The organism is Streptomyces sp. V3I7 (assembly GCF_030817495.1).
Classification (GTDB): domain Bacteria; phylum Actinomycetota; class Actinomycetes; order Streptomycetales; family Streptomycetaceae; genus Streptomyces.
This window is the reverse complement of the sequence record NZ_JAUSZK010000001.1, coordinates 6334083-6359169: the sequence shown is the minus strand read 5'-3', so window position 1 is coordinate 6359169 and position 25087 is coordinate 6334083. Positions and strand designations below refer to the sequence as shown.

The 25087-nt window shown below is 71.6% G+C and carries 17 protein-coding genes and 2 pseudogenes; 12 read left to right on the top strand and 7 right to left on the bottom strand.

Going from position 1 to position 25087, the window contains the following annotated elements; all coding sequences use genetic code 11:
• Window positions 1-215 precede the first annotated feature (215 nt).
• From moaA (QFZ74_RS29360) to QFZ74_RS29345, 4 genes are all read left to right on the top strand, one after another.
• Window positions 216-1223 carry a GTP 3',8-cyclase MoaA gene (gene moaA / locus QFZ74_RS29360; protein WP_307623869.1) on the top strand — a complete coding sequence of 336 codons (1008 nt, stop codon included), beginning with the start codon at window positions 216-218 and terminating at the stop codon, window positions 1221-1223.
• A gap of 212 nt (window positions 1224-1435) precedes the next feature.
• Entirely contained in the window at window positions 1436-2689 is a 1254-nt protein-coding gene (locus QFZ74_RS29355; RefSeq protein ID WP_307623868.1) for a molybdopterin molybdotransferase MoeA, read from the top strand.
• Window positions 2690-2865: 176 nt separating this feature from the next.
• On the top strand, window positions 2866-3141 hold the full coding sequence (locus QFZ74_RS29350; RefSeq protein ID WP_307623867.1) for a MoaD/ThiS family protein: 276 nt from the start codon (window positions 2866-2868) through the stop codon (window positions 3139-3141).
• A 72-nt stretch (window positions 3142-3213) separates the two neighbouring features.
• On the top strand, window positions 3214-3660 hold the full coding sequence (locus QFZ74_RS29345) for a molybdenum cofactor biosynthesis protein MoaE (protein WP_307623866.1): 447 nt from the start codon (window positions 3214-3216) through the stop codon (window positions 3658-3660).
• A 63-nt stretch (window positions 3661-3723) separates the two neighbouring features.
• Here QFZ74_RS29345 and QFZ74_RS29340 read toward each other — a convergent pair whose 3' ends face one another.
• Entirely contained in the window at window positions 3724-3948 is a 225-nt protein-coding gene (locus tag QFZ74_RS29340; RefSeq protein ID WP_307623865.1) for a DUF1918 domain-containing protein, read from the bottom strand.
• Window positions 3949-4033: 85 nt separating this feature from the next.
• Window positions 4034-8653 (bottom strand): cation-translocating P-type ATPase, encoded by a 4620-nt coding sequence (locus QFZ74_RS29335; RefSeq protein WP_307623864.1) that lies wholly within the window; start codon window positions 8651-8653, stop codon window positions 4034-4036.
• Window positions 8654-8769: 116 nt separating this feature from the next.
• Here QFZ74_RS29335 and QFZ74_RS29330 point away from each other — a divergent pair, with 116 nt between their 5' ends.
• Entirely contained in the window at window positions 8770-9180 is a 411-nt protein-coding gene (locus QFZ74_RS29330; protein WP_307623863.1) for a hypothetical protein, read from the top strand.
• A 10-nt stretch (window positions 9181-9190) separates the two neighbouring features.
• Here QFZ74_RS29330 and QFZ74_RS29325 read toward each other — a convergent pair whose 3' ends face one another.
• The gene (locus tag QFZ74_RS29325; protein ID WP_307623862.1) at window positions 9191-9667 is read right to left on the bottom strand and encodes an Hsp20/alpha crystallin family protein; all 477 of its coding nucleotides are present in this window, start codon (window positions 9665-9667) and stop codon (window positions 9191-9193) included.
• Window positions 9668-10024: 357 nt separating this feature from the next.
• Between QFZ74_RS29325 and QFZ74_RS29320 the strand changes: the two genes are divergently transcribed.
• Together QFZ74_RS29320 and QFZ74_RS29315 are read left to right on the top strand one after the other, a co-directional pair.
• Window positions 10025-11620 (top strand): FUSC family protein, encoded by a 1596-nt coding sequence (locus tag QFZ74_RS29320; protein ID WP_307623861.1) that lies wholly within the window; start codon window positions 10025-10027, stop codon window positions 11618-11620.
• 222 nt (window positions 11621-11842) lie between these two features.
• Window positions 11843-13822, top strand: a complete 1980-nt coding sequence (locus QFZ74_RS29315) for an AAA family ATPase (protein ID WP_307623860.1) — start codon at window positions 11843-11845, stop codon at window positions 13820-13822.
• 18 nt (window positions 13823-13840) lie between these two features.
• On the opposite strand, the pseudogene QFZ74_RS29310 reads toward QFZ74_RS29315, so the two are convergent.
• The 4 genes and pseudogenes from QFZ74_RS29310 to moaA (QFZ74_RS29295) all read right to left on the bottom strand — a co-directional run.
• Window positions 13841-14416 (bottom strand): annotated as a pseudogene (locus QFZ74_RS29310) (IS200/IS605 family accessory protein TnpB-related protein); the annotation flags it as partial.
• 205 nt (window positions 14417-14621) lie between these two features.
• Complete coding sequence (locus QFZ74_RS29305; protein WP_307623858.1) at window positions 14622-15260, bottom strand: DUF1345 domain-containing protein; 639 nt, start codon at window positions 15258-15260, stop codon at window positions 14622-14624.
• Between the two features lie 216 nt (window positions 15261-15476).
• Window positions 15477-15764, bottom strand: a pseudogene (locus tag QFZ74_RS29300) (DUF6457 domain-containing protein); the annotation flags it as partial.
• Window positions 15765-15815: 51 nt separating this feature from the next.
• Entirely contained in the window at window positions 15816-16823 is a 1008-nt protein-coding gene (gene moaA / locus QFZ74_RS29295) for a GTP 3',8-cyclase MoaA (RefSeq protein ID WP_307623857.1), read from the bottom strand.
• Between the two features lie 762 nt (window positions 16824-17585).
• Between moaA (QFZ74_RS29295) and QFZ74_RS29290 the strand changes: the two genes are divergently transcribed.
• The 5 genes from QFZ74_RS29290 to cydB all read left to right on the top strand — a co-directional run bounded on the left by QFZ74_RS29290 (window position 17586) and on the right by cydB (window position 25087).
• Window positions 17586-19862 (top strand): FdhF/YdeP family oxidoreductase, encoded by a 2277-nt coding sequence (locus QFZ74_RS29290; protein WP_307623856.1) that lies wholly within the window; start codon window positions 17586-17588, stop codon window positions 19860-19862.
• 208 nt (window positions 19863-20070) lie between these two features.
• Window positions 20071-21438 (top strand): MFS transporter, encoded by a 1368-nt coding sequence (locus tag QFZ74_RS29285; RefSeq protein ID WP_307623855.1) that lies wholly within the window; start codon window positions 20071-20073, stop codon window positions 21436-21438.
• Window positions 21438-22283 carry a formate dehydrogenase accessory sulfurtransferase FdhD gene (gene fdhD / locus QFZ74_RS29280; RefSeq protein ID WP_307623854.1) on the top strand — a complete coding sequence of 282 codons (846 nt, stop codon included), beginning with the start codon at window positions 21438-21440 and terminating at the stop codon, window positions 22281-22283. The genes QFZ74_RS29285 and fdhD overlap by 1 nt, the downstream gene beginning before the upstream one ends.
• Window positions 22284-22534: 251 nt before the next feature.
• The gene (locus QFZ74_RS29275) at window positions 22535-24070 is read left to right on the top strand and encodes a cytochrome ubiquinol oxidase subunit I (protein WP_307623853.1); all 1536 of its coding nucleotides are present in this window, start codon (window positions 22535-22537) and stop codon (window positions 24068-24070) included.
• A 12-nt stretch (window positions 24071-24082) separates the two neighbouring features.
• A complete protein-coding gene (gene cydB, locus QFZ74_RS29270; RefSeq protein ID WP_307623852.1) occupies window positions 24083-25087 on the top strand; it encodes a cytochrome d ubiquinol oxidase subunit II in 1005 nt (334 codons plus the stop codon).

The following is a 25087-nucleotide window of genomic DNA, read 5'->3' as shown; positions in this document are numbered from 1 at the left end:
GGAAAACAGGTGACTTTTTGATTCGCGGAATTAAGCGATGAGGTCCGTCAGGTCCTCGCGCCGGAAACTCCGCCGCATCAAACTCCGCCGCATCCCCGTACAGCTCCGTCACACGGCACACCAGACAGAGCACCCGACAAGAGGAAGGCAAGCCTGTGCCCTCACCTCTCTCCGACCGTCGCAGTGATCCCGCCGATCCTGTTCGTGGTTCTGTGGTGCGGTCGTCTGTGTCGCCGGTGCCGTTGACGGACCGTTTCGGGCGGGTCCATACGGATCTGCGGGTGTCGTTGACGGACCGGTGCAATCTGCGGTGCACGTACTGCATGCCGGCCGAGGGTCTGAACTGGCTGCCGCGGGCGGAGGTCCTCACCGACGACGAGGTGGTCCGCCTCGCCCGCATCGCGGTCGAACGGCTCGGCATCACCTCGCTGCGGCTGACCGGCGGCGAACCCCTCCTGCGCCGGGGCCTGCCCGACCTGATCGCCCGCCTCTCCTCCCTCACCCCCGCCCCGCACCTGTCGCTCACGACGAACGGGATCGGCCTCGCCCGCACCGCCACCGCCCTGAAGACAGCGGGCCTGGACCGGGTGAACGTCAGCCTCGACACGCTGCGCGCGGACCGGTTCAAGGACATCACCCGCCGCGACCGCCTCCCCGACGTCCTCGACGGCCTCAAGGCCGCCCGCGCCGCCGGACTGAACCCGGTGAAGATCAACGCCGTCCCGGTCCGCGGGGTCAACGACGACGAGATCACCGACCTGACCGCCTTCGCCGTCGACCACGGCTACCGCATGCGCTTCATCGAGTCCATGCCTCTGGACGCCCAGGGCGCCTGGGACCGCGACCGCATGATCACCGCAGCCGAGATCCTCGACCGCCTCGGCACCCGCTGGACCCTCACCCCCGCCGCCCGCGACAACAACGCCCCGGCCGAGGAATGGCACCTCGACGGCACCGACACCACCGTCGGCGTCATCGCCAGCGTCACCCGCCCCTTCTGCGGCAACTGCGACCGCGTCCGCCTCACCGCCGACGGACAGCTCCGCAACTGCCTCTTCGCCACCACCGAAACCGACCTGCGCACCCTCCTGCGCTCCGGCGCCGACGACACCCGAATCGAAACCGCCTGGCGCACCAGCGTGAGCGGCAAAGGCCCCGGCCACACCATCAACACCACCGACTTCCGCCAACCCGACCGCCCCATGTCCGCCATCGGCGGATGACCAACTGCCCCGGCCCCGCACCGGATGAGCCTCGCCGAGAGCCGAGGCGACCGGACGGCCGGGGGCCCGGACTCCGCCCCGCGCGGGCGGAGCACGAGTGGCAGGACAGCGGCCCCGTCGCCCACTCGTGCGGAGTCGGCAGGCCGGCGGCGGCCGGCCTGCCGACCGGGGGCGCGCCGCCCGAACAGTCTCTGAAGGACCTGAAGGACCTGATGACCGAAGCACCGATCACCCCAGCCGGCACGGCGTCGCACGCGCACCGGGCCAAGAACGGCCGAGCCCGCCACGCCGCCATCGCGTGGGAGCAGGCTCGGTCGACGGCGGGCAGCGTGGGAGAGCCGCTGCCCGCCGTCACCCGGGGCCTCGCCCAGGCCCTCGGTCACGTCCTCGCCGAACCCCTCGCCGCGCTCACCGACCTCCCGTCCTTCGACACGTCCGCGATGGACGGCTGGGCCGTGGCCGGGCCGGGGCCGTGGAAGCTCCAGGGCAGCGGGGTGCTGGCCGGTGGCCGGCCCGAGCCGCTGGCCGACGGGACCGCCGTGCTCATCGCGACCGGCGCGCGGGTGCCGCCGGGTGCGAGCGCCGTCCTGCGCCGGGAGCACGGCGAGGTCATGGACGACGGCTCGCTGCACGACCGCGGCCCGGAGCCCGTGCCCGCGTGCCGCGACATCCGCCCGCGCGGCGAGGAGTGCCGTACCGGCGAACCGCTGCTCGCGGCCGGTGCGGTCATCACCCCGGCCGTGCTGGGCCTGGCCGCGGCGGCCGGGTACGACCGGCTGACGGTGCACCGCCGTCCGACCGTGGAACTGCTGGTCCTCGGCGACGAGCTGCTCGAGTCGGGCCTGCCCGGCGACGGGCGGGTGCGTGACGCGCTCGGCCCGCTGCTGCCTCCGTGGCTGGAGAGCTGCGGCGCCGAGGTGGTGAACTGCCGCCGGGTGGCGGACGACTTCGGGCTGCTGCGCGAGGCCGTGCTCCACTCCCCCGCCGACGTCGTGGTCACCACGGGCAGTACGGCCGCCGGTCCGGTGGACTATCTGCACGCCGCCCTCGCCGAGGCGGGTGCGCGCCTATTGGTCGACTCCGTCGCCGTACGTCCCGGTCATCCGATGCTGCTGGCCGAGCTGCCGCCCGCCGCCGACGGCCGGGCCCGCCGTCTGGTCGGTCTGCCGGGCAACCCGCTGGCCGCGGTCGCGGGCACGCTCACGCTGGCCAGGCCTCTGCTGCGCCGCCTCGGCGGCCATCCGCAGGCACCCGCGCGGCTGCTGCCCGCGGCCGCGCCGCTGCCGGGCCATCCGCGCGACACCCGGCTCATGCCGGTGCTGGCGGCGGACGGCGCGGTGGTGCCGCTCCCGTTCGACGGTCCGGCGATGCTGCGGGGGCTGGCGCTCGCCGGCGCGCTCGCGGTGGTCCCGGCCGGCGGAGTCGCCCAGGGGGAGTCCGTGGAGGTGCTGGAGATTCCCGGCTGACACCGACCGGAGATACGGCCGCCCGCGATGGATCACGACGACGGAAGTCGGCAGCGGGGAGAAATACCCCAGGAGTACTGATCCGCGCATTGTGGCCGTCCTCGGCATCATCATCAAAAATGGCCCTGTGAGGCCCCCAGCTATTAGCCACGTCATTGCACAAAGGAGTTACGGCCATGGAGGCAGCGACGGCAGCCGCCGGCACCATCCGCTATTGGGCCGCCGCGAAGGCGGAAGCCGGTACGGCGGAAGATCCCTATCGGGCGGCGACCCTCGCGGAGGCACTGGAGCAGGCCCGCGCCCGGCACGCTGACCGGCCGCGTTTCGCCCGGGTGCTCTCGACCTGCTCGTTCCTGGTGGACGGCGACCCGGTGGGCGGACGGGACCACGCGGACGTCGCGCTGCCCGAGGGCGGCACGGTGGAGGTGCTGCCTCCCTTCGCGGGCGGCTGAGCCGGCCCCTCCGCTCCGCGCGCGTACGTCCGCGTCTCTCCCCCGCACGCCCCTCACCCCTGGACAGGAATCATGCTGCACACGCCCGACACCACCGGCGACCCCATCAACCTGCTCGAGCTGCGCGACACCCCGCTGTCCCTGGACGAGGTGTACGCCGCGGTCGGCGACGACACCGCGGGCGGCACCGCCCTGTTCGTCGGCACCGTGCGCAACCACGACGGCGGCAAGCCGGTGACCTGCCTGGAGTACAGCGCCCACCCCAGCGCCGAGGCCGAGCTGCGCCGGATCGCCGAGAAGGTCGTCGCCGACTTCCCCGTCCGCGCGCTGGCCGCCGTGCACCGCACCGGCCGACTGGAGATCGGCGACGTCGCGGTGATCGTGGCCGTCTCCTGCCCGCACCGCGGCGAGGCCTTCGAGGCGTGCCGCCGGCTGATCGACACGCTCAAGCACGAGGTCCCGATCTGGAAGCACCAGATCTTCACCGACGGCACCACCGAGTGGGTCGGCGCCTGCTGACCCGTCACGGACGAAAGCCCGGGTGACGGATCGTCACCCGGGCTCACCCGTGCGCTCGAACGGCTACAGATAGTCCCCGTCGGCGCGGATCGACTCCGCGCGGGGCTTCTTCCGGCTGCAGACGCGCGCGTGCGGGCCAGGCGCCACGATCGCCTCGCGGCCGTTCTCGAACGCCACCCGGTACAGCGGATCGTCGCCACCGCCGAGGACCTCCTCGACCCGCGCGACCTTGCTCTCCGATCCGGTGCTGCCGTGCATCAGCAGCCAATCGCCCTTCGCGGCTCGCATCGCGGCAGCCTCCCGTCCGACGCCCGATTTCGCCCAGTCTACGACCGCGCCTCGGGGTCGGCTGGCTGGAGCCAGGGTCGAGGCTCTAGACGTCCTCGGCACCGGGGTCGAGGACCGCCAGGCGGGGTGCGTAGGCGGAGGCGGCCGTCGCGGCGGCGGAGCAGCCGGTCGCCGTGAGCCACCCGAAGGGACCGAGGGGCGTGCAGCCGAAGAACTGGCTGACGCCGGGCGTCTGGACGACGCCCGCCAGGACGGCGATCGAGACGGCGCAGGTCGCCATGACCAGCGGGCTGCGCCAGTTGGTGACGAAGGTCTGGCCGAGCTGGGTCGTGACGAGCGCCACCAGACCCATCGTGTTGGCGCGCTGGGCCCGTCCGGTCATGCGCCCCACCTGCCAGGCGGCCGCCGCGCCGAGCGCGGTCGCGATCCCGCGTACGGCGAGCGTATGGGCCAGCCCGCTGCCCCGCAGGGAGTGCGACGGCTTGTACTGCACGAGGTCCTCGGGCGAGCCGTGGGGAGCGGCGGCCACGGCGAGGGCCGGCAGCATGTCGGTGAGCATGTTGACGAGCAGCAGCTGGCGGGTGCTCAGGGGCGCGCGCCCCGAGACGGCCGTTCCCAGCACGGTGAAGGCGATCTCGCCGGCGTTGCCGCCGACCAGGATCCCGATCGCGTCGCGCACGCTGTGCCACAGCGTGCGCCCTTCGAGGAGGGCGGCGACGATCTGCTGCGGGTCCGGGTCGGTCAGGATGACGTCGGCGGCGGCCCGCGCGGACGCCGAGCCGTGGGCGGAGACGGCGATGCCGACGTCGGCGAGGCGGATCGCGGCGGCGTCGTTGATGCCGTCGCCGGTCATGGCGACGACGCGGCCGACCCGCTGGAGGTCCTGGATGATCCGTGCCTTCTGCTCCGGCGACACACGGGCGAACACGGTGCTGCGGGCGACCTTGCGGGCGCGCAGCGGTTCGGGCAGCGCGTCGAGTTCCGCGCCGGTGACGACGGCGTCAGCGTCCGGGAAGCCGAGGCCGCGCGCGACGGCGGCCGCGGTGCGTGGGTGGTCGCCGGTCACCATGGTGACGCGGATACCGGCCTCGGTGAGCCGCCGTACGGTCCGCTCGGCGGTGGCGCGCGGGGTGTCGGCGATGGCGATGAAGCCCAACAGGGTCAGTTTCTCGACGAGTTGGGGGACGCTGGTGTCGTCGTGGGGCGGGTCGTCGAGCGCGGACTCGGCGACGGCCAGCACGCGCAGCCCTTCTCCGGCGAGGCGGTCCACGAGCCGGTGCACCTCGCGCAGCCTGGCCGCGTCGAGCGGGTCCGGGCCGCCCTCGGCGGCGTCGTCGCCGGTGCCGAGGACGTGGGTGCAGCAGTCGATGACCTTCTCCGGTGCGCCCTTGACGGCGAGGAAGACCTTGTCGGACACCACGCCGACGGACGCGGAGTAGCCCCGGCCGGTCTCGAAGGGGAGCTCGTGGAGCAGCTGCCAGGAGTCGTCCGGCGTGTGGTCGGCCACCGCGTCGAGGACGGCCTGGTCGGTGGCGTGGACGTGGCGTACGGCGTCCGGTTCCGGCTCGCCCGGGCAGGCGCGGGCCGCGACGCGCAGCGTGTGGCGGCCGACGGGGCTGTGGGGCGCGACGGTGTGGTCGAGCGTGGCGATCCGGGTGACCGCCAGCCGCCCCTCGGTCAACGTGCCTGTCTTGTCGTAGCAGATGACGTCGACGCGGCCCAACGCCTCCAGGGAGCGGGCGGACTTGGCGAGGATGCCCTTGTGGGACAGCCGTCTTGCGGCCGCGGTCTGAGCGACGGTGGCCACCAGCGGCAGGCCTTCGGGTACGGCGGCGACCGCGACGGCGACCCCGGAGGCGAGCGCCTCGCGCACCGGCAGTCCGCGCAGGAGGCCGAGCGCGGAGACGATGGCGCCGCCGATGCCCGCGGCGGGCAGTGCGATGCGGGTGAGGTCGGCGAGGTGCCGCTCGAGACCGGCGGGCGCGGAGGCGGACTTGGCGAGCTCGGCGGCCCGGCCGGCCTCGGTCTGGGCGCCGGTGGCGACCACGACGGCGTAACCGGAGCCCGTGACGACCGTGCAGCCCTCGTAGAGCATGCAGGTGCGTTCGGCGAGCGGGGCGCCGGGGGTGGCGTCGACGGCCTTGGTGATGGGCACCGACTCGCCGGTCAGCGAGGCCTCGTCGACTTCGAGGGCGGTGCAGGACAGCAGCCGGGCGTCGGCCGGTACGACGGTGGAGGGGCCCACGGCGATGACGTCGCCGACGCTGAGGCCGTCGGCCGTGACGGTCTCGCGGTCCACGCCGTCGAAGGTGTCGGGCCGGTGGAGGCGTGCGGCGCGCACCGTGGCGGGGTCGAGGCGCTGGGCGGTGGGCTGTTCGGCGAACAGCAGGCCGCGCAGGGAGCGGTCGGCGTGCATCCGCTGTGCGCCGCTGAGCACGGCGTTGCCCGCCATCACCGAGCAGACGAGCGCGGAGTCGATGCGGGATCCGACGACGGCGGAGGCGACGGCGCCGAAGCCGAGTACGGGCGTGAGCGGGTCGCGCAGATCGTCACGGACGGCGCGCGCCAGCTCGCCGGTGACGCGCGCCGCGCCGGTCAGCCCGGTGGCCTCGGCGGCGCGCCGCATCCCCTCGCCCGGCCACCGGCCGATCCCGGCCAGGAAGGGCGGGGCGGCGTTTTCGGGGAGCGCCGGGGGCGGGGCGTCGAACGCGCCGAGGGTGGTGAGCCGGGCCACGGTCTGCCGGGTGTCGAGGGCGTGCCAGGCGATGTGCAGCCGCTCCGGCGGGAGGGGCTTGTTCGCGAGGCGGCGAGCGGCGCCGGCGCCCGACCACTGGGCCATGAACGCGGCGCCGTAGACAGGTGAGAGGGACAGGATGCCGGGCGCTGTGGTGGCGCCGACGGCCGCGACGAGCGCGCCGAGCCCGGAGCCGCCCACCGCGAGGTGCGCGGAGCGGGTGCTGACGCTGCGGGCGGTGTGGGTCGCGTCGAGGATCCGCCAGAGCCCGCTGAGATGCGGGCGGCAGACCAGGCCGGCGGACCAGTGGGCGGTGCCGTTGCCCGCGGCAGTGGGCACCGCGACGCCGACGTCGGCGTACGCGAGAGCCTCGGCGTCGGTGCGGGACACGAGCAGGACGACCTCGCCCTCCGCCTGGAGGTCGCGCACGGTCTCGGAGAGAGTGCGCTCGCCCGAGGGCAGCACGGTGCTGGCCCAGGGCAGGAGTTCGGCCACGGCCACGTGGTCGGTGAGGTGGAGCCGGACGTCGGGGGAACCGGCGACCTCGACGACGGCGTGCGCCAGCGGATCGAGGTCGCAGCTGACGAGCACCCGGCCGAGGTGTCTGTCGTACGGGTCGTACACGTCGAGTTCGAGTCCTGACGGGTCGTCGGGGCCCGACTCCCCGCTTCTGACCGGGCGTTGGAGCCGCCAGCCGTCCCGCTCCCAGGGGCCGGGGCCGGCCAGGTCGTCCGGCGCGCAGCCGGCGAGGACGTCCTGCGCCGCTCGCCACAGCTCGCCGAGGTCGCCGCCGCGCGCGAGCTGGACCGACAGCAGCCGGGGGCGCTGGGTGAGCAGGGCCGGGGCGTCGATGACGACGGTGGTGACCCGGTCGAGCCGGCGCAGCACCTGGTCGTCCATGCAGACGATGCCCGCGCGGGCCAGGTCGCGGCCGAGCCGGGCGCAGAACGCCTCGCGGCCCATGCGTGCCGCCTTGGGCGGGGTGGCGAGGAAGGCGCGCGCGGCGCCGGCCATGTCGTGGGTCCAGGCCGCCCAGCCGGCGGACGCGGCCACCGACGCGGCGGAGGTGCGGTCGGCGCAGGTCTCCACCGGGCCGTCGGGCAGGGGGACCGGCCGGGGCAGGAGCCCGGCGCGCTGTGCGGCGAGGCCGTCCCCGTCGCCGACGAGCTCGGCCTCGCGCTGCCGCCACACGGCCAACCGCTCGCTGATCTCGCCGAGTTGGAGCGTGCGCTGCACGGCGTCGAGCGCGAGCGGCGCCCAGCCCTGCGCCAGGGAGTGGACGACGGCGCCGGCCAGGCTGAGCACGAGGTCGGACTGGGGGCGGCCCAGGCGGTTCTCCAGCATGCGCCGCAACCGGGGGTTGCTCTCGGTGAGCACGACGGGCACCGGCAGGGCGCTGAGCGGTCCGACCCGCCGGCTCGCCGCGAGCGCGATCCCCGCGCAGTCCGCCAGCAGGGACACCCGCGCCCAGGAGGCCGGTCCCGTCTCGAAGGGGAGCACGGACAGATCGCGGGGAAAGGCCTGGTCGCCGGTCCCGTGCTGCTGCTCGCTCTCCTCCACCGCGCGCAGCAGCACGTCCAGGGAGACGAGCGACTCGTCGTAGGAGACGACGACCTGGCCCCAGGCCGCGTTGACCTTGGCCCAGGCGACGCCCTCCAGCGCGGACAGCTCGCGGACGACCGCTGCGGGCCGCGGGCCGCCCGGTGTCGCCTCGGGTCCGGAGAGGCCGCGTACCTCGATGTGCGCGCGGCCGGACTCGGCCCACACCTTGCGGCGCTGGCGCCCGGTGCTGCTGTCGGCGAGCGCCGCGGCGGCCTCGGTGAGGTCGGAGGGGAGGTCGGACAGCGCCGCCCAGGCGGCCCGGCCGAGCCGCGCGAGAAGGCCGGCGCCCTCCCGGGCGGCCGCCTGCGTCGTCTCGACCGGCGCCGAGACCAGGCCGACGAGCTGGGGGACGATCGCAGCCAGCCTCACAACACTGCCCTCCGGACGCATGAACGCAAGACGCTATAAAATAGACGAAATGGCCACCCGCTCTCGTACCGCCACGAGGGCGAGCCACCGTGCGCCGTCACGGAAAGGAGGCCCTCGTGCCCGCCAACTCCCCGAGGTCGAGCAGCCGGAGCAGTACGCCGAGTTCGCGTACGAGAGGTTCAACCGGCGCCAAGAAGACGACCGGCACGAAGACCAGCGCCCGGACCACCAGCACCGCGAAGGCCAAGAAGGCCGCCCCGCCCACCCGCTCGACGCGCGCCACGAAGAAGACGGCCGCCTCGCCCGCGAGCGCCGCGGGCAAGCCGTCCGCCACGGGCAAGAAGTCGTCGGACTCGCATCTCCTGCCTCCCACGGGCGGCCTGCCCATGTACGCGGGGCTCGGGGTCCTGGGGATCGTCGGCGCGCTCGACTGGCCGGTGGCCCTCGGCATCGGCGCCGGCTACGCCCTGTTGCGGCGCAGCGGCCTGCTGGACAGCCCCTCCTCCCGCCCGTCCGGCGCGGGGTGACGGGCTTTCGTCAGGCGCCGGTGACCCCGATCTCGATCGCGCGGCGCGCGGGCTGACCTGACTTCGGCAGCGTCACGGTCAGCACCCCGTCGTGCAGGTCAGCCTGAATGCCCTCGGTATTCACGTCGCCGGGGACCCGAATTCCGTAGGAGAAGGAACCCTTGCGGCGGCTGAGCGCGCTGCCCGAATCCGTTTCGTCGACGGAGCCGGAGATGTGGAGTTCCTTTCCGTCCAGTTCCACCTGGACGCGGTCGCGCGGAACACCGGGGAGTTCGGCGCGTACGACGTACGCGTCTCCCTTGTCCTCCTCCTCCGCGACCGGCATCCAACTGCGCGGCGCGTCCGACGTGTCCACCGCGGCGCGCTCGAACAGCCGGCTGACCTCACCCCACAGATGCTCGAGTTCCAGGGCCGGGTCGTGCACCGCCCACCAGGCCTGGCGTGCGGGTACGGAGCCGCCGGTGCGTCGCGTCGGATCACTCGCCATGGGGAACTCCTGCCTCTTTCCTCGGTCCGTCCCGGACAAGTCCGGTCTCCTCAGCTTGCGGAGGGAAAGGTGCTCGGGCCACTGGGCTTGCACCGTTCGTGCACGCGAGGGTTGCTCATCCAACGACTAGAATCCGGTACGAACGCCCACCTTCGTCGACCCCGCCCCGTTCCCTTTCTGACTTTCCGACCTTCGAGACCTTCGACCTTCCGACCTTCTGAACTTCTGAACTTTCGGACCAGGACCGGCTTGCGAATCTCAGTCGCGGAAGCGAAGCGCGTACTCTCTCCGCGCGGCGCGCTCGCCCTGCACAAAGTAGACGGAGCGTTTCCGTTCGCTCTGCGCGCGGCGCTGACCATGGCCCTTGCGGCGCTGCCGATGGCGCTCACCGGGCGGACGCAGCTCGCCGTGTTCCCCATGCTGGGCGCGTTCACCACCACGTTCGGGCGGAATCTGCCGTACGCACGCCGCGCTCGCGTCCTCGCCGTGGTCGCGCTGGCGATGACGGCGTGCGTGGGCTTCGGTTCGGGGCTGGCGGCGCTGGTCGACCCGCGGGCGAGCGCCGCGGGTGCGGCCGCGGTGATCGCGGCGATGGCGGTGGTGGCGGGGCTGGCCAAGTTCATCTGCGACGCGACCCAGTTGACCGGGCTCGGCGCGGTCCTGATGCTGTTCTCCTTCGCGGTGGCCGCCAACGGCCCGGCGGACCACCCCGTCGACGTCCTCACACAGACGGCACTGGCCGCGATGGGCGCGTTCATCGCCTGGGCGCTGTCGCTGGCGGCGTGGCCGCTCCAGCCGGACCGCCCGCAACGGCTCGCGGTGGCCGTCGCCCTGCGCGACCTCGCCCAGCTCCTCGAACAGGGCGGTGACGCCAAGGGGACCGCACAGCTGCGGAACCGGGCGACCGCCGGCCTCCTCCAGGCGTACCGGTCCCTGGGCCTGACTCCGCTGGCCACCACCTGCCGGGACGGGCGTCGGCGCGAGTGGTGCGTGCCCCTCGCCGATCTGGCCTGGTCCCTGCTGATCCGGTCCGTACGCCCGCAGCCGCCCGACGTCCCCACGGCACGGCACCTGCGCCGGCACGCCCGGCTCATCACCGTGCGGTACCGCCGGCTTCCGCCGCTGCCCGAGGAGGCGTTCCCGCCGCCCGGTCCGGGTGAGGAGGCCGAGGCCGCTCCCCTGAAGTACGGCGGCCAGGCGACCGGAGCCGGGGGCGGGGAGGCGTACGGCGGGCGGCCGAGCACCGGCGGGCTCGTCGTGCCCGCGCTCCGCATGACACTCGGCACCGGGTTGGCGGGCGGGGTGGCGGCCTTCCTGAGCTTCGGGCACGGCTACTGGGCCGCGCTCTCCGCGGCCGCTGTGCTGCACTCGGTCAACGTCCGGGCGACGGTGCTGCGTTCGATCCAGCGCGCCCTGGGTACGGCGGCCGGGCTGCTGATCACGATCGGCGTGCTGGCGGTACATCCGGCGCCCGTGGCCGTCATCTGCCTGATCGTGCTGTTCGAGTTCCTGATGGAGTACTTCGTCCCGCGCAACTACGGCCTGGGCGTCGTCTTCCTCACCCCGCTGGCCCTGCTGCTCAGCGACGTGGCGGCGCCCGAACCCACGAAGACGCTCGTCTACGACCGGATGGTGGGCAGCATCCTGGGGATCGTCATCGGCGTGGCCTGCGGGCTGCTGGTGGTCCATGTGCACGCGGCGGTCCGCGTGCAGCGCGCGATGTCGGGACTGGCCGAGGCCACCTGGTGCGCCGAGCACGCCCTGGCCGACAGCCCTGGACCCGACCCCGCCGTGGAAGCGCGGCTCGCCGCGGCGGTGGTGGAGCTGCGGGAGGCCGACGACGCGGCCGCCGGGGAGCTGCACTCGGTCGGCATCGAACCGGCGGAACTCGCGGCGGCGGAACAGCGCGCGTACCGGCTCCTGGACCAACTCGTGCGCCGTCGTTGCCAGTGACGCGCCGGGCCGGGCGAGGCTCACAGGGGCCGCACGACCCATACGGACGTTCTGATCTTCAGCCCGGCGTGTGAACCGGCCGCGACAGCGCTACCCGGCGCACGCATGGCGCGTTGGGGTTGCCGTGACGCCGTAGCAGTGACGGTTCTGCACTGCCTGATCACGGACTTCGCCGCTGCGTCGTCCGTCGCTTGCGCCTATCACGTACGGGGAGTTACGAAAGTGTGGACATACGTCGGCGGCTCCGGCAGCCGTTCCGCGTCCGGTGGCCGGGCGACCGACGAGCTGGTCGGCCGCGGGCCCGAGGTGGCGGAGTTGCGCCAGCTGCTGGCCGATCACCGTCTGGTGACCGTGACCGGCCCGGTCGGGGTGGGCAAGAGCCGGCTGGCCACCGCCGTCGCGGCCCTCGTCACGCAGGGCACGACACGGCGCCTGGTCCGCGTGCGCTGGCAGGGCACCGGTCCGGCCGAGCCGGGCAGCCTGGACGCCACAGTCCTGCGGGCCCTCACCGGAAGGGGAGCCCGGCAGGACCCGGACCCGACCCGCCTCACCGGCGTACGGCGCGGCCTGCGCTCCCCGCGGACCCTGCTGTTCCTGGACGACGTGGACCCCGGGCACACGGAGTGCCTGCGCCTGGTGCAGCACCTGCTGATGTCCATGCCGGCCCTGCGCGTCCTGGTGACCTCGCGGCACGTCCTGGGCCTGGGGGAGGAACGCGTCCTGCGGCTGGCCCCGTTGAGCGTGGAGGCGCCGCGGGACGACAGCGGGCCGGCGCCCGCCGTGGAGCTGCTGCTGGCCCGGGCGCGTGCGGTGGCGGGCGTGTCCGGCGACGGCGAACCGGAGGCGGCGGCCGAGGTGTGCCGGTTGCTGGAGGGCGTACCGCTGGCGATCGAGCTGGCCGCCGCGCAGACGGCCCGCCACTCGATGGGCGAACTCGCGGAGCTGCTCGAACGCCATCAGTGCTGGCTGTCGAGCCCGCACCCGCCCGTACGGCGCCACCGCTCGCTCCGGGAGGCGGTCGGCGCCGGTTATGTGCTGTGCGAGCTGGGGCTGCGCACGGTGTGGGGCCGCGCCAGCATCTTCGAGGACACCTTCGCCGAGACGACGGCGACCTATCTGTGCGCGGGCGGCGGCGTGAAGCCGCAGCGGGTCCCGGCCTATCTGGCCCAGTTGGCGGCCGTCGGGGTGCTGGCGGCGGTGAACGACCCGGGCGGGGTACGCCAGCCCCGGTACCGGATGACGCGCGCCGCCCGGGAGTTCGGGGCCGAACGGCTGAAGGAGGCGGGCGAGTTCCCGGTGGCGGCCGAGCGGCGGGTGACGCACTGCCGCGGGGTCGCCGCCGTCGCCGAGAACCTGTGGAGCACCGGAAACCAGCGGCAGGCCGTCCAGATCGTCCAGGACGAGCTGGCCGACCTCACGGCGATGGTCCGCTACGCCCTGGTCCAGACCGATCACGCCGAGGCCGCCCTGGAGACCGTGGTCAACCTGTGGTTCTGGTGGGCGGTGTACGGCCGGGCCGAGGAGGGTCGCGAGCATCTGACGCGGCTGCTGCCGCTGTGCGAGAGCGACGGCCCGGCGACGGTCCGGGCCCTGTGGCTGACGGCCTGGCTGACCGCCGCCGCCGATCCGCAGACGGCCCGCACCCTGCTGGGGCGCGCCTGGCCGGCCGCCATCTCGGCCGGTGACGACGCCGCCGTGGGCCGGATCGCCCATGTGGAGGGCCTGCTGGCGCTGCGGCAGAACGATCCCGAGAGCGCCGCCGAGCACTTCGAGGAGGCCGCCGAGCTCATCCCTCCAGGGGCCCCCGGCGGCCCGTCACCGTCCGTCAGCCGGGCCGCCCTCGCGGTCGTTCAGGCCGCCTCCGCCCCGACGTCCGCCCGCCGCAACGCCCATCGCGCGCTGGCCGCCGACCCCGAGGTCCGCGACGATCTCTGGGCCACCCTCCTCGCCCGGCACGCCCTGGCCCTGGCCGACTACCGGCACGGTCACCCCGCCCGCGCCTGGCACCGGGCCCACCGCGCCCTGGACGCCCTGGACCCCCATCTCCCGACGCCCCACGGCACGGCGGCCCTGCGTCAGCTCCTCACCGACATCGGATCCGGCGCGCCCGCCTGGCTCCGCCCTTCCTCGGTGCCGCTCCCCCGCACCCCCGAGCCGTCGCCGACGGCCGCGGTGAGCCGGGCGTCGCGTTCTTCTCGCTGAGGGGAGAGCGGGTCACGGCCACCGCGGCTCCGTGAGCCCCGCCGCATCGAGGTGGTGGCGGGTGTGCAGCAGCCGTTTCCCGCCGCGCACCACGTGCACGACACCGGCCCGCCAGTCGGCGCGCGCCGCCCGCAGCCGGTCCTCGAGGACATGCAGGCGGCGGGACTTGGCGAACCACTCCCGCCGGGAGCGGTAGCCGCCCGGCGTCCGCTTGCCGCCCTTCTCGCCGAGCGGCAGGGACAGCCGGTGCTCGATCGTGCGAACCCCCGCCTCCAGCCCCTGCATGTGCGCGAGCTGGGCACGCCGGGCCAGAGCCCACTGATCGTGCGTGGCCTTCGTGATCGAACCCGCCCACCGCGACGACGACTCCCCGGTAAGCACACGCTTGCGCTCCGCCCACGCATCGCTGTCGTGGTCCGGCCCAGCCGCACAGCGGGTCTTCAGATCGCGGGAGGCGAGCGCCCCGAGATGGTCGCCGACCAGCCGCAGCACCTCCTCGTCCCCCGCGCTCAGGTGCTTGAGCCGGTCACGGACCGCGACACCGGAAGGGCCGGGCACCACGAACGGCGCCGCCAGCTCCCGCAGCCCGCCCACCGGCACCCACCCTCCCCACCCCGGCCCGAAGACACCCCTCACCACACCCAACGACCAGCACCCGAAAACGTCACTCATTCGACACAAGAACTTCCGTTCCCGCGCGGGAGCGCCCACCGCGACCCAGGCGCTCACTCATGCACGCCAACACACGCTTGCGTGCACTGAAGCGCCAGCAGTTCACAACCCCTGCTGAAAGGGCGTCTCACCCGGCGACGATGCCGGTGACCAGGTTGATGGTGGTCGCCAGGATGCTCGCGCCGAAGATGTAGGACAGCAGGCAGTGGCGCAGGACGACGGAGCGGATCGTCGTGCTGGAGACCGAGGTGTCGGAGACCTGATAGGTCATGCCGAGGTTGTAGCTGAAGTAGAAGAAGTCCCGGTACGCGGGCGGGATGTCGGAGTTGAAGTCGATCCCGGGCTTGGGCAGCGCGTAGTACAGGTAGGCGTAGCGGGTGGTGTACATCAGCTGGAGGGCGGCCCACGCCATGAACACACCGAGCAGCGCGACCGCCGCGGCGGCGTGGGCGTGGCCGCTTCGGCCGAGCAGCAGCATGACGACGATGCCGACCAGCCCGCACACGGCCGCGGCGATGACGATGAGTTCGTCGGTGAGGGGGCGGAAGTCCTCGCGCCGGGCGTTGTGATGGGTGGCGTGGGCGTCCATGGGCCACAACGAGATCCAGCCGGCGATGACGAACGCCGTCTCGGCGGCGGCGATCCCGGCGAGGACTCCGAGCGACGGGGCCACCAGTTCGCCCACGATCACGCCGACCACCGCACCGACGACGACCGCACCTGCGAGCCGGGGTGCCGCGGAATGCGGCAGCAGCCTGGTGTTCATGACGCATAACACTAGCTGACACGCCGCAAAAGGGACTTCTGAGTTACGCGATGTGGGGCGGGGCGCTGCGGCGCAGCAGAGATGCCCCGGGGAGCGATGTGCATGTGCGGCCACCCATGACAGCTCCGCGGCGGCCGGTGCCGTCCGCCTCGCCTTCTCCCTGACCTTGCCGAGACGGACGTACCGGGCCGGGAGCCGTCATGGGCGCCGCGTCCTTCAGCCGGCGGCCGGACCGTCCTCGTTCTCGGTCTCCCAGCGCTCGGCCAGCGCCGCCACCTTGCGGCTGGCCTCGGCGACCGCCGCCTCGCCGCCACCGGCCTGGGCGGCGGCGTAACCGACCAGGAACGAGGTCAGCGGGGCGGCGGGGCGTGCCACGTTGTGCGCGACCACCTTGGTCATGTCGAGCAGCTCGGCGACGTCCACGTCCAGGTCGATGCCCAGCTCGTCCTTGGCTGCGGCGATCCACTTCTTCACTCGGTCCACCTCTTGGTCTCGTGTGTCGCACGGACGGCGATCACCGCCCGCTTCTTATTACCGCAGCTTCTCACCGCATGGTCATCCGCCGATGGCGGACATGGGGCGGTCGGGTTGGCGGAAGTCGGTGGTGTTGATGGTGTGGCCGGGGCCTTTGCCGCTCACGCTGGTGCGCCAGGCGGTTTCGATGCGGGTGTCGTCGGCGCCGGAGCGCAGGAGGGTGCGCAGGTCGGTTTCGGTGGTGGCGAAGAGGCAGTTGCGGAGTTGTCCGTCGGCGGTGAGGCGGACGCGGTCGCAGTTGCCGCAGAAGGGGCGGGTGACGCTGGCGATGACGCCGACGGTGGTGTCGGTGCCGTCGAGGTGCCATTCCTCGGCCGGGGCGTTGTTGTCGCGGGCGGCGGGGGTGAGGGTCCAGCGGGTGGCGAGGCGGTCGAGGATCTCGGCTGCGGTGATCATGCGGTCGCGGTCCCAGGCGCCCTGGGCGTCCAGGGGCATGGACTCGATGAAGCGCATGCGGTAGCCGTGGTCGACGGCGAAGGCGGTCAGGTCGGTGATCTCGTCGTCGTTGACCCCGCGGACCGGGACGGCGTTGATCTTCACCGGGTTCAGTCCGGCGGCGCGGGCGGCCTTGAGGCCGTCGAGGACGTCGGGGAGGCGGTCGCGGCGGGTGATGTCCTTGAACCGGTCCGCGCGCAGCGTGTCGAGGCTGACGTTCACCCGGTCCAGGCCCGCTGTCTTCAGGGCGGTGGCGGTGCGGGCGAGGCCGATCCCGTTCGTCGTGAGCGACAGGTGCGGGGCGGGGGTGAGGGAGGAGAGGCGGGCGATCAGGTCGGGCAGGCCCCGGCGCAGGAGGGGTTCGCCGCCGGTCAGCCGCAGCGAGGTGATGCCGAGCCGTTCGACCGCGATGCGGGCGAGGCGGACCACCTCGTCGTCGGTGAGGACCTCCGCCCGCGGCAGCCAGTTCAGACCCTCGGCCGGCATGCAGTACGTGCACCGCAGATTGCACCGGTCCGTCAACGACACCCGCAGATCCGTATGGACCCGCCCGAAACGGTCCGTCAACGGCACCGGCGACACAGACGACCGCACCACAGAACCACGAGGACGGTCAGATCGGGGTGATGGCACAGGCTTGCCTTCTTCGTGTCTGCTCGGACTTCGTGTCTGCTATGTTTACGCGGAATTTATGTCCGACATTACCGCCTTCCCGGCGGCGACTCAATTCGCACTCGATCTCCATCTTCGGCAAATCCGGCGAGGGAGTCAAAGAGGAATTCCCGATGAGGCAATAAACGAGCCTTATCGTGGTCGGACGGGTCGCCAGAAGACGCGCCGCCATGCGAAGGTTACCTGAACACGCACAGCACACAGGCCGCTGAGCTGCACAGACGCACCCAGGAGCGGCCCGGGAGCCGGTCGGCCCATGACGCTCGAAGCGCAGGATAGGCGCGGTCAATCATCCCATCGAGCCCGCCTCTTTGACTTTCCTCAACCGATGAGCGGAGACTTTCTTCGACGGATGAACGGAAAGTGATCTGGCGGCTGGAATTCGACTTCCGGAGCCGAGTGCGACTCGCTGACGCAGGCCGCACTCGCATCGGAGAGCCGACGCCTCGTTGCGAAGAAATACGGCCCGGGAGTCGATATCGCCCGTTATGGGAGTCTCCGGAGCCGCACGCAGCGTGCCGACCGGGAACGCCTGCCGCGACAGCGGCCGGCGCCGCCCGGGCTCCGGCGGAGACCGCCGCCGTCGCGGACACGAGGTCTCCTCTCCCGCAGGGGCATTCCGACGTCCGCCGCCAGCAGGATGCGCCATGTGCGCGGACGCAGCAGAAAGGGATTGAGCAGACGATGTCCAAGATTGATGAGGATCCGATCGACCACCTGTCGGTGACCCCGCCCAAGGACTGGGCGACCGGTGTCCCGGCGGTGACGCACGCCCTTGAGTACTCCCTCTCCCAGACGTCCCCGCGGCGCACCATGCTGACGCTGCTGAACATCAACCAGATCGACGGCATCGACTGCCCCGGCTGCGCCTGGCCCGAGGACAAGAAGCGGCACTTCAACGAGTACTGCGAGAACGGCGCCAAGCACATCAACGACGAGGCCACCTCTCGTCGTATCACCCGTGACTTCTTCAAGAAGTACTCGATCGCCGAGCTGGACACGAAGTCGGACTACTGGCTGAACCAGCAGGGCCGTCTCACCGAGCCGATGATCAAGCGGCCCGGCGCCACCCACTACGCCCCGGTCAGCTGGGACGAGGCCCTCGACCTGCTGGCCGGCGAGCTGCGTGCGCTGGCTTCCCCGGACGAGGCGATGTTCTACGTCTCGGGCCGTCTGAACAACGAGGCCGCGTTCCTCCTCCAGCTGTTCTCCCGCGCGTTCGGCACCAACAACCTGCCGGACTGCTCCAACATGTGCCACGAGTCCACGGGTTGGGGTCTGGGCGGCGCCCTGGGCATCGGCAAGGGCAGCGTCTCGCTGGACGACATCCACAACTCCGACCTGGTCTTCCTGGTCGGCCAGAACCCGGGCACCAACCACCCGCGTATGCTCGCCGCGCTGGAGGAGACCAAGCGCAACGGCGGCGAGATCGTGGCGGTCAACACGCTGCCCGAGGCCGGTCTGATGCGGTTCAAGCACCCGCAGAAGGCCCGCGGTGTCATCGGCAACGGTACGCAGCTCGCCGACCAGTTCGTCCACATCCGCGCCGGCGGCGACATGGCCCTGTTCCAGGGTCTGAACAAGCTGCTCCTCGAGGCCGAGGACAACGCGCCGGGCACCGTGCTCGACTACAAGTGGATCAACAAGAACTCCCGCGGTTTCACGGAGTTCGCCGAGGCCGTCCGCAAGATCTCCTGGGACGACATCCTCATGGCGACGGGTATGACCCTCGCCGAGATCAAGGAGGTCCACCAGCGGGTCCTGAAGAGCAAGAGCGCGATCGTCTGCTGGGCGATGGGCATCACCCAGCAGAAGCACGGCGTCGCCTCCATCCGTGAGATCTGCAACTTCCTGATGCTGCGCGGCAACATCGGCAAGCCGGGCGCGGGCGTCTGCCCCGTCCGCGGCCACTCCAACGTCCAGGGCGACCGCACCATGGGTGTGTGGGAGCAGATGTCGGACGAGTTCCTCGACGCGCTGGGCAAGGAGTTCAAGTTCAACCCGCCGCGCCACCACGGTTACGACGCCGTGCAGGGCATCAAGGCGATGTACGAGGGCAAGGCCAAGATCTTCCTCGGCGTGGCCGGCAACTTCGTCCGGGCGACCCCGGACAGCGACTACACCGAGCAGGCGATGCGCAACTGCCGCCTGACCGCGTTCGTCTCGACCAAGCTGAACCGCTCGCACACGGTCTGCGGTGAGTACGCGCTGATCCTGCCGACCCTGGGCCGCAGCGACCGCGACATCCAGAACGGCATCGAGCAGTGGATCACGGTCGAGGACTCGATGAGTGACGTCCACCGCTCGCACGGCAAGCTGCCCCCGGCCTCCAAGCACCTGCTGAGCGAGGTCGAGATCATCGCGCGCCTCGCCCGCAAGACCCTCGGCAAGAAGTCGCGCATCGCGTGGGAGGAGATGGGGGCGGACAACGACAAGATCCGCGACCACATCTCCCGTGTCGTCCCGGGCTTCGAGAACTTCAACGAGCGCGTCCGCAAGCCCGGTGGCTTCAACCTGGGCAGCCCGGTGAACAACGACGTGTTCCCGACCCCCAGCGGCAAGGCCGAGTTCTGGGCCAGCCAGTTCGAGATGCCGATCGTGCCCAAGGGCCACCTGCTGCTGCAGACCCTGCGCTCGCACGACCAGTGGAACACCATCTGGTACGCCCCCAACGACCGTTACCGCGGCATCCACAACGCCCGCCGCGTCGTGATGGTCAACCCGGAGGACCTGGCCGAGTTCGGCATCGCCGACGGCCAGCAGGTGGACCTCGTGAGCGTCTGGCACGACGGTGAGCGCCGCGCCGAGGACTTCACGGTCGTCTCGTACCCCGCCAGTCGTGGCTCGGCCGCCGCCTACTACCCGGAGACCAACGTCCTGGTCCCGCTGGACAGCGTCGCCGACATCAGCAACTGCCCGACCAGCAAGGGCGTCGTCATCCGCCTGGAGCCGCGCAGGTAACACCCCGCACAGCCCCCGCCCCCGCCCCCCGCATCGCACGATGCGGGGGACAGGGGGCTACTCCGCACCTTCTTGCGGCGATTTATGGGGGTTTGAACACCCTCGTACCTACGGGCGCGGTGAACCGCCCCTCCCCCAGACGACGAGGCGCGCGACATCTCGCAGCGCCCCTCTGGACGACCAACCGAACAGAAAGGTCCGCTCGGGCATGCCCGCATCCCGCTCCCCGCGCAGTTGGCTTCCGGCGGCAGCCGCGGTGTCAGCTGCCGCGTGGGGCGCCAATCAGTTCACCCCGCTGGCCGTGATCTACCGGATGCAGGCGCACTGGGCCGCCCTCCCGGTCGCCGGCATGTTCACGGCCTATCTGTTCGGGCTCGTCCCCGGACTGCTGCTCGGCGGCCCCGCGTCGGTGCGCTACGGCAGACGGCGTGTGGTGCGCGCGGCCCTGATCCTGACCGCCGTCGCCAGCCTGGTCCTGGCGGCGGCGGTGGCGTCCCAGCACATCGTGTACGTCAGCCGGCTGGCCACGGGCGTGGCCGCGGGCCTGGTGTTCACCGCGGGCGGCGCCTGGGTACGCGAGCTGTCCGCCACACCGAAGCGCCCGCAGGCCGGCGCCCGGCGCGTCCTGTACGCCACCGGCGGCGGTTTCTCGGCGGGCGCGCTGGTCACCGGCGCCCTCGCCGAGTGGTTCCCGCACCCCATGGAACTGCCGGGCCTCGTCCATGCCGGACTGTCCCTCATCGTCCTGCTCGCGACCGGGTTCGTACCGGACACCGAACCCCCCGCCCAGCCCGTGCCGTCGCCCTTCCGCGCGCTGGCCCAGCGCAGGGCGGCCGTCCGGCACCCCCGCTTCCTGCGAGTGGTCCTGCCCGCCAGCCCGGCGGTCTTCGGCGCCGCCACCGTGGCCTACGTCGTCCTGCCCCCGCTGGTCTCCAACCGGGTCCCCGGCTACGCGCCGCTGTTCAGCGGCCTGATGGCGGCACTGACGCTCACAACGGGCATCGTCGTCCAGCCGCTCGGACGCCGGCTCGACGACGCCGGGAGCGCGCGCGGCACCGTCACGGCCCTGTCCACCGTCATCGCCGGCCTGCTGATCAGCGCCTTCGCCGCGCACTGGAACTCCGCGCGCCTGGCGATCGCCGCCGCGGTGGTCCTCGGCGCGGGCTACGGCCTGACCCTGGTCTCCGGCATGAAGGAGATCGAACGCCTGGCGCCCGCGCCGGGCTGGCCGTCGGCGTCGTCGCTCTACCAGAGCACGACGTCCAGCGGCTTCCTCACCCCGCTGCTGCTCGCGGTCACCGCGGCCGCGGCTCCGTATCCGGCACTGCTGGTCGCCCTGGCCGCCGTGGCACTGCTGTGCCTCACGATCGCGGCCCGGCACAGCCGCCGGAACCTGCCCGTGCTCCGCCCGAAGGCCGAGCTCGTGCGGACCGGTGCCGCCAGACCGGCGGTGGTCGGCGTACCCACGAGCGATCCCGAGCCGGGGCCGGGTGAGGCCCACGAACCCGCAGAGACCGCAGAGACCTCCTCTGCTCGGAACACCTCTGCGCAGAACAACGACACGAGGAGTGAATGATGGGGCGAGTGACAGCGCGGCGACGCGTGCTGCGGGTACGGGGAGAGGCGCAGTCGCATCGCCCTGACACGCTGGCCGCCGAGGAGCCGATGGAGATCCGGGTGGGTGGCCGTCCGCTGACGGTGACCATGCGCACCCCGGGTGACGATTTCGATCTCGCGGCCGGGTTCCTGGTCAGCGAGGGTGTCCTGCACAAGGCGGACGAGGTCGCCGGGATCCGTTACTGCGCCGGCGCCACGGCCGACGGCAGCAACACCTTCAACGTCGTGGACGTCGCTCTCGCTCCCGGAGTCGAGGCACCCGACGCCTCGCTGGAGCGCAACTTCTACACGACCTCGTCCTGCGGCCTGTGCGGCAAGGCCAGCCTCGACGCCGTACGTACCGTGGCCGCCTGGAGCGTGGCGGAGGACCCGCTGCACGTCGACACCGACACCCTCACCGCACTCCCCGACCGGCTCCGCGCCGCCCAGCGCGTCTTCGACAGCACCGGTGGTCTGCACGCCGCCGGCCTGTTCACCACCAGCGGCGAACTCGTCGTGCTCCGGGAGGACGTCGGCCGGCACAACGCCGTCGACAAGGTGATCGGCCACGCCCTGCGCGAGGGCATGCTCCCGCTGCGCAACCACATCCTCATGGTCAGCGGACGCGCCTCCTTCGAGCTCGTGCAGAAGGCGGTCATGGCCGGCATCCCCGTCCTCGCAGCCGTCTCCGCGCCCTCCTCCCTCGCCGCCGACCTCGCCGCCGAGAGCGGACTCACCCTCATCGGCTTCCTCCGCGGCACCTCCATGAACGTCTACACCGGCGCCGAACGCCTCCAGCGACCCACCGGAGAGCTGATCGGGTGACCGCCGCTCCCGGCCTCCGTCCGGAGTATCCGTAGCGACGCGCCCGGCGCTGTCCGTCCCACTCGAATCCCGCGGCCAGGCCAGGAAGGAGGGCCGTTCCCCGTGCACCGCCCTCCGCCGGCCGGCTCCTTTTCGGAGCCCCGCAGCGCCCGCCGTTCCGATGTATCCGCCTTCTTCTGGAGTCGACAGGGTTACCGCCCAGGGATAGCTTTTGTCCCAAATGCGGCGAATCCGAGTGAGAGAAGGGCGCAGTGGAACTAGCAATCGCTCACGAGACCATCGCCCGATGGCAGTTCGGTGCCACCACCGTCTACCACTTCCTCTTCGTCCCGCTCAGCATTGGTCTCGGTGCCCTCGTAGCCGGGCTGGAGACGGCCTGGGTGCGGACCGGCAAGGAGAAGTACTTCCACGCCACCAAGTTCTGGGGCAAGCTGCTCCTGATCAACATCGCGATGGGCGTCGTCACGGGCCTCTTCCAGGAGTTCCAGTTCGGCATGAACTGGTCGAACTACTCCAGCTTCGTCGGTGACGTCTTCGGAGCCCCGCTGGCCATGGAGGCGCTGATCGCCTTCATGTTCGAGTCCGTGTTCATCGGACTGTGGATCTTCGGCTGGCACCGGCTTCCCAAGAAGGTGCACCTCGCGACCATCTGGATCGTCACGATCGGCAGCTTCCTGTCCGCCTACTTCATCCTGGCGGCCAACTCGTTCATGCAGCACCCGGTCGGCTACAAGATCAACCCGGCCACCGGCCGGGCCCAACTGACCGACATCTGGGCGGTGCTGTTCCAGAACACCACCCTGGTGGTCGTCTTCCACACCCTGGCGGCGTCCTTCATCACCGGCGCCGCCTTCATGATGGGCATCGCGGCGTACCACCTGTGGAAGGCCAAGAAGGGCAAGGAGACCAACCGCAAGAAGATCGGCGCCATGCGCGCCTCCCTGAAGCTCGCCCTGATCACCGCGGTGATCGCCGGCATCCTCACCGCGCTCAGCGGTGACCGTCTGGCCAAGGTCATGTTCCAGCAGCAGCCGATGAAGATGGCCGCGGCCGAGGCCCTGTGGGACACCCAGGCCCCCGCGCCCTTCTCGATCTTCTCGGTCGGCAACGTCAACAAGGGCCGCAACGACATCGCCCTCGAGGTCCCCGGAGCCCTGTCCTTCCTCGCCAAGAGCGACTTCTCCTCCCCGGTCCCCGGCATCAACAACCGGGCCGACGAGCAGGCGCGTCAGTTCGGCGGCACCCGGGCGGACTACCTCCCCAACATCTTCATGACGTACTGGGGCTTCCGCCTCATGATCTTCTTCGGGATGACGAGCTTCGGCATCGGGCTGCTCGGGCTCTATCTCACCCGGAGGAAATTCTGGGTGGATCCGGCCTACCGCACGGGTGAGGACGAGCCGCCGAACCTGATGATCACCAACCGCATCAGGACGAACCCCTTCTTCACCAAGTGGTCCTGGCGCATCGCCATCCTCACCATGGGCTTCCCCCTCCTGGCGAACAGCTTCGGCTGGATCTTCACCGAGATGGGCCGTCAGCCCTGGGTGGTCTACCACCTCCAGAAGACCGCCTTCGGCGCCTCCCCGAGCGTCAGCACGGGCGAGCAGATCACCTCACTCGTCGCACTGAGCGTGGTGTACGCGATCCTCGCCGTGGTCGAAGTGGGGCTCCTGGTCAAGTACTCCAAACCCGGTCCGGACGTCGACGAGAGGCCGCCCTCCAAGGACCCCACGATGCGCTTCAACCCGGAAGACCAGGACAAGCCACTCGCCTTCGCCTACTGAGGACGGAACGCCATGTTTCACTTCTACGATCTGTGGTTCATCCTGCTCGCCTTCCTCTGGGTGGGGTACTTCTTCCTCGAGGGCTTCGACTTCGGCGTCGGCGTCCTGACCCGGCTGATGGCGCGCAACGACACGGAACGGCGCGTCCTCATCAACACGATCGCCCCGGTCTGGGACGGCAACGAGGTCTGGGTGGTCGCGGCCGCCGGTGCGACCTTCGCGGCCTTCCCCCAGTGGTACGCGACGATGTTCAGCAGCTTCTACATCCCGTTGCTGATCATCATCGTGTGCCTGATCGCCCGCGGCGTCTCGTTCGAGTACCGGGGCAAGCGGCCGGGCCGTCGCTGGCAGCGCAACTGGGAGCAGGTCACGTTCTGGACCTCGGTGATCACCCCCTTCATGTGGGGCCTGATCTTCGCCGGCATGGTCCAGGGCATCCCGATCAACGCCCGGGGGAACTACGTCGGCAGCATCGGCGGCCTGTTCAACGGCTACTCGATCCTCGGCGGCTTCACGCTGCTCGCGCTGTTCGTCCTGCACGGCGCGGTCTTCACGGCGCTGAAGACGGCGGACGAGATGCGGGCACGCGCCCGCAAGTTCGTGCCCGCGCTGGGAGCGGTGGCACTGCTGCTGTCGCTGGCCTTCCTGATCTGGACCCAGGTCAACTCCGGCGACGGCGCGAGCCTCGGTGTGATGATCGTCGCTTTCGTGGCGCTGCCCATCGCACTGTTCTTCAACCAACTGGGCCGAGAGGGCTGGGCGTTCGCCTTCTCGGGCCTGACGATCATGGCGGCGACCGCGATGCTCTTCCTGGCGCTGTTCCCGGACGTCATCCCCTCGACGCTCAACCCGGCCTGGTCGCTGACCGTCAGCAACGCCTCGTCCGGGTCCTACACTCTTCTGGTAATGACCATCGTGGCGGCGATCTTCTCGCCGCTGATCCTGCTCTACCAGAGCTGGACGTACTGGGTCTTCAGCAGGCGTCTCTCCGTTCACCACATTCCGGCGGCACACTGA

Bases quoted from the DNA above. Each gene is read 5' to 3' on its own strand.
- QFZ74_RS29340 (WP_307623865.1), bottom strand. From the start codon at position 3,948: ATGCGAGCCGCGAAGGGCGATTGGCTGCTGATGCACGGCAGCACCGGA.
- cydB (WP_307623852.1), top strand. From the start codon at position 24,083: ATGTTTCACTTCTACGATCTGTGGTTCATCCTGCTCGCCTTCCTCTGG.
- QFZ74_RS29355 (WP_307623868.1), top strand. From the start codon at position 1,436: ATGACCGAAGCACCGATCACCCCAGCCGGCACGGCGTCGCACGCGCAC.
- QFZ74_RS29320 (WP_307623861.1), top strand. From the start codon at position 10,025: ATGGCCCTTGCGGCGCTGCCGATGGCGCTCACCGGGCGGACGCAGCTC.
- QFZ74_RS29350 (WP_307623867.1), top strand. From the start codon at position 2,866: ATGGAGGCAGCGACGGCAGCCGCCGGCACCATCCGCTATTGGGCCGCC.
- QFZ74_RS29305 (WP_307623858.1), bottom strand. From the start codon at position 15,260: ATGAACACCAGGCTGCTGCCGCATTCCGCGGCACCCCGGCTCGCAGGT.
- QFZ74_RS29325 (WP_307623862.1), bottom strand. From the start codon at position 9,667: ATGGCGAGTGATCCGACGCGACGCACCGGCGGCTCCGTACCCGCACGC.
- QFZ74_RS29345 (WP_307623866.1), top strand. From the start codon at position 3,214: ATGCTGCACACGCCCGACACCACCGGCGACCCCATCAACCTGCTCGAG.
- fdhD (WP_307623854.1), top strand. From the start codon at position 21,438: ATGGGGCGAGTGACAGCGCGGCGACGCGTGCTGCGGGTACGGGGAGAG.
- QFZ74_RS29290 (WP_307623856.1), top strand. From the start codon at position 17,586: ATGTCCAAGATTGATGAGGATCCGATCGACCACCTGTCGGTGACCCCG.
- QFZ74_RS29285 (WP_307623855.1), top strand. From the start codon at position 20,071: ATGCCCGCATCCCGCTCCCCGCGCAGTTGGCTTCCGGCGGCAGCCGCG.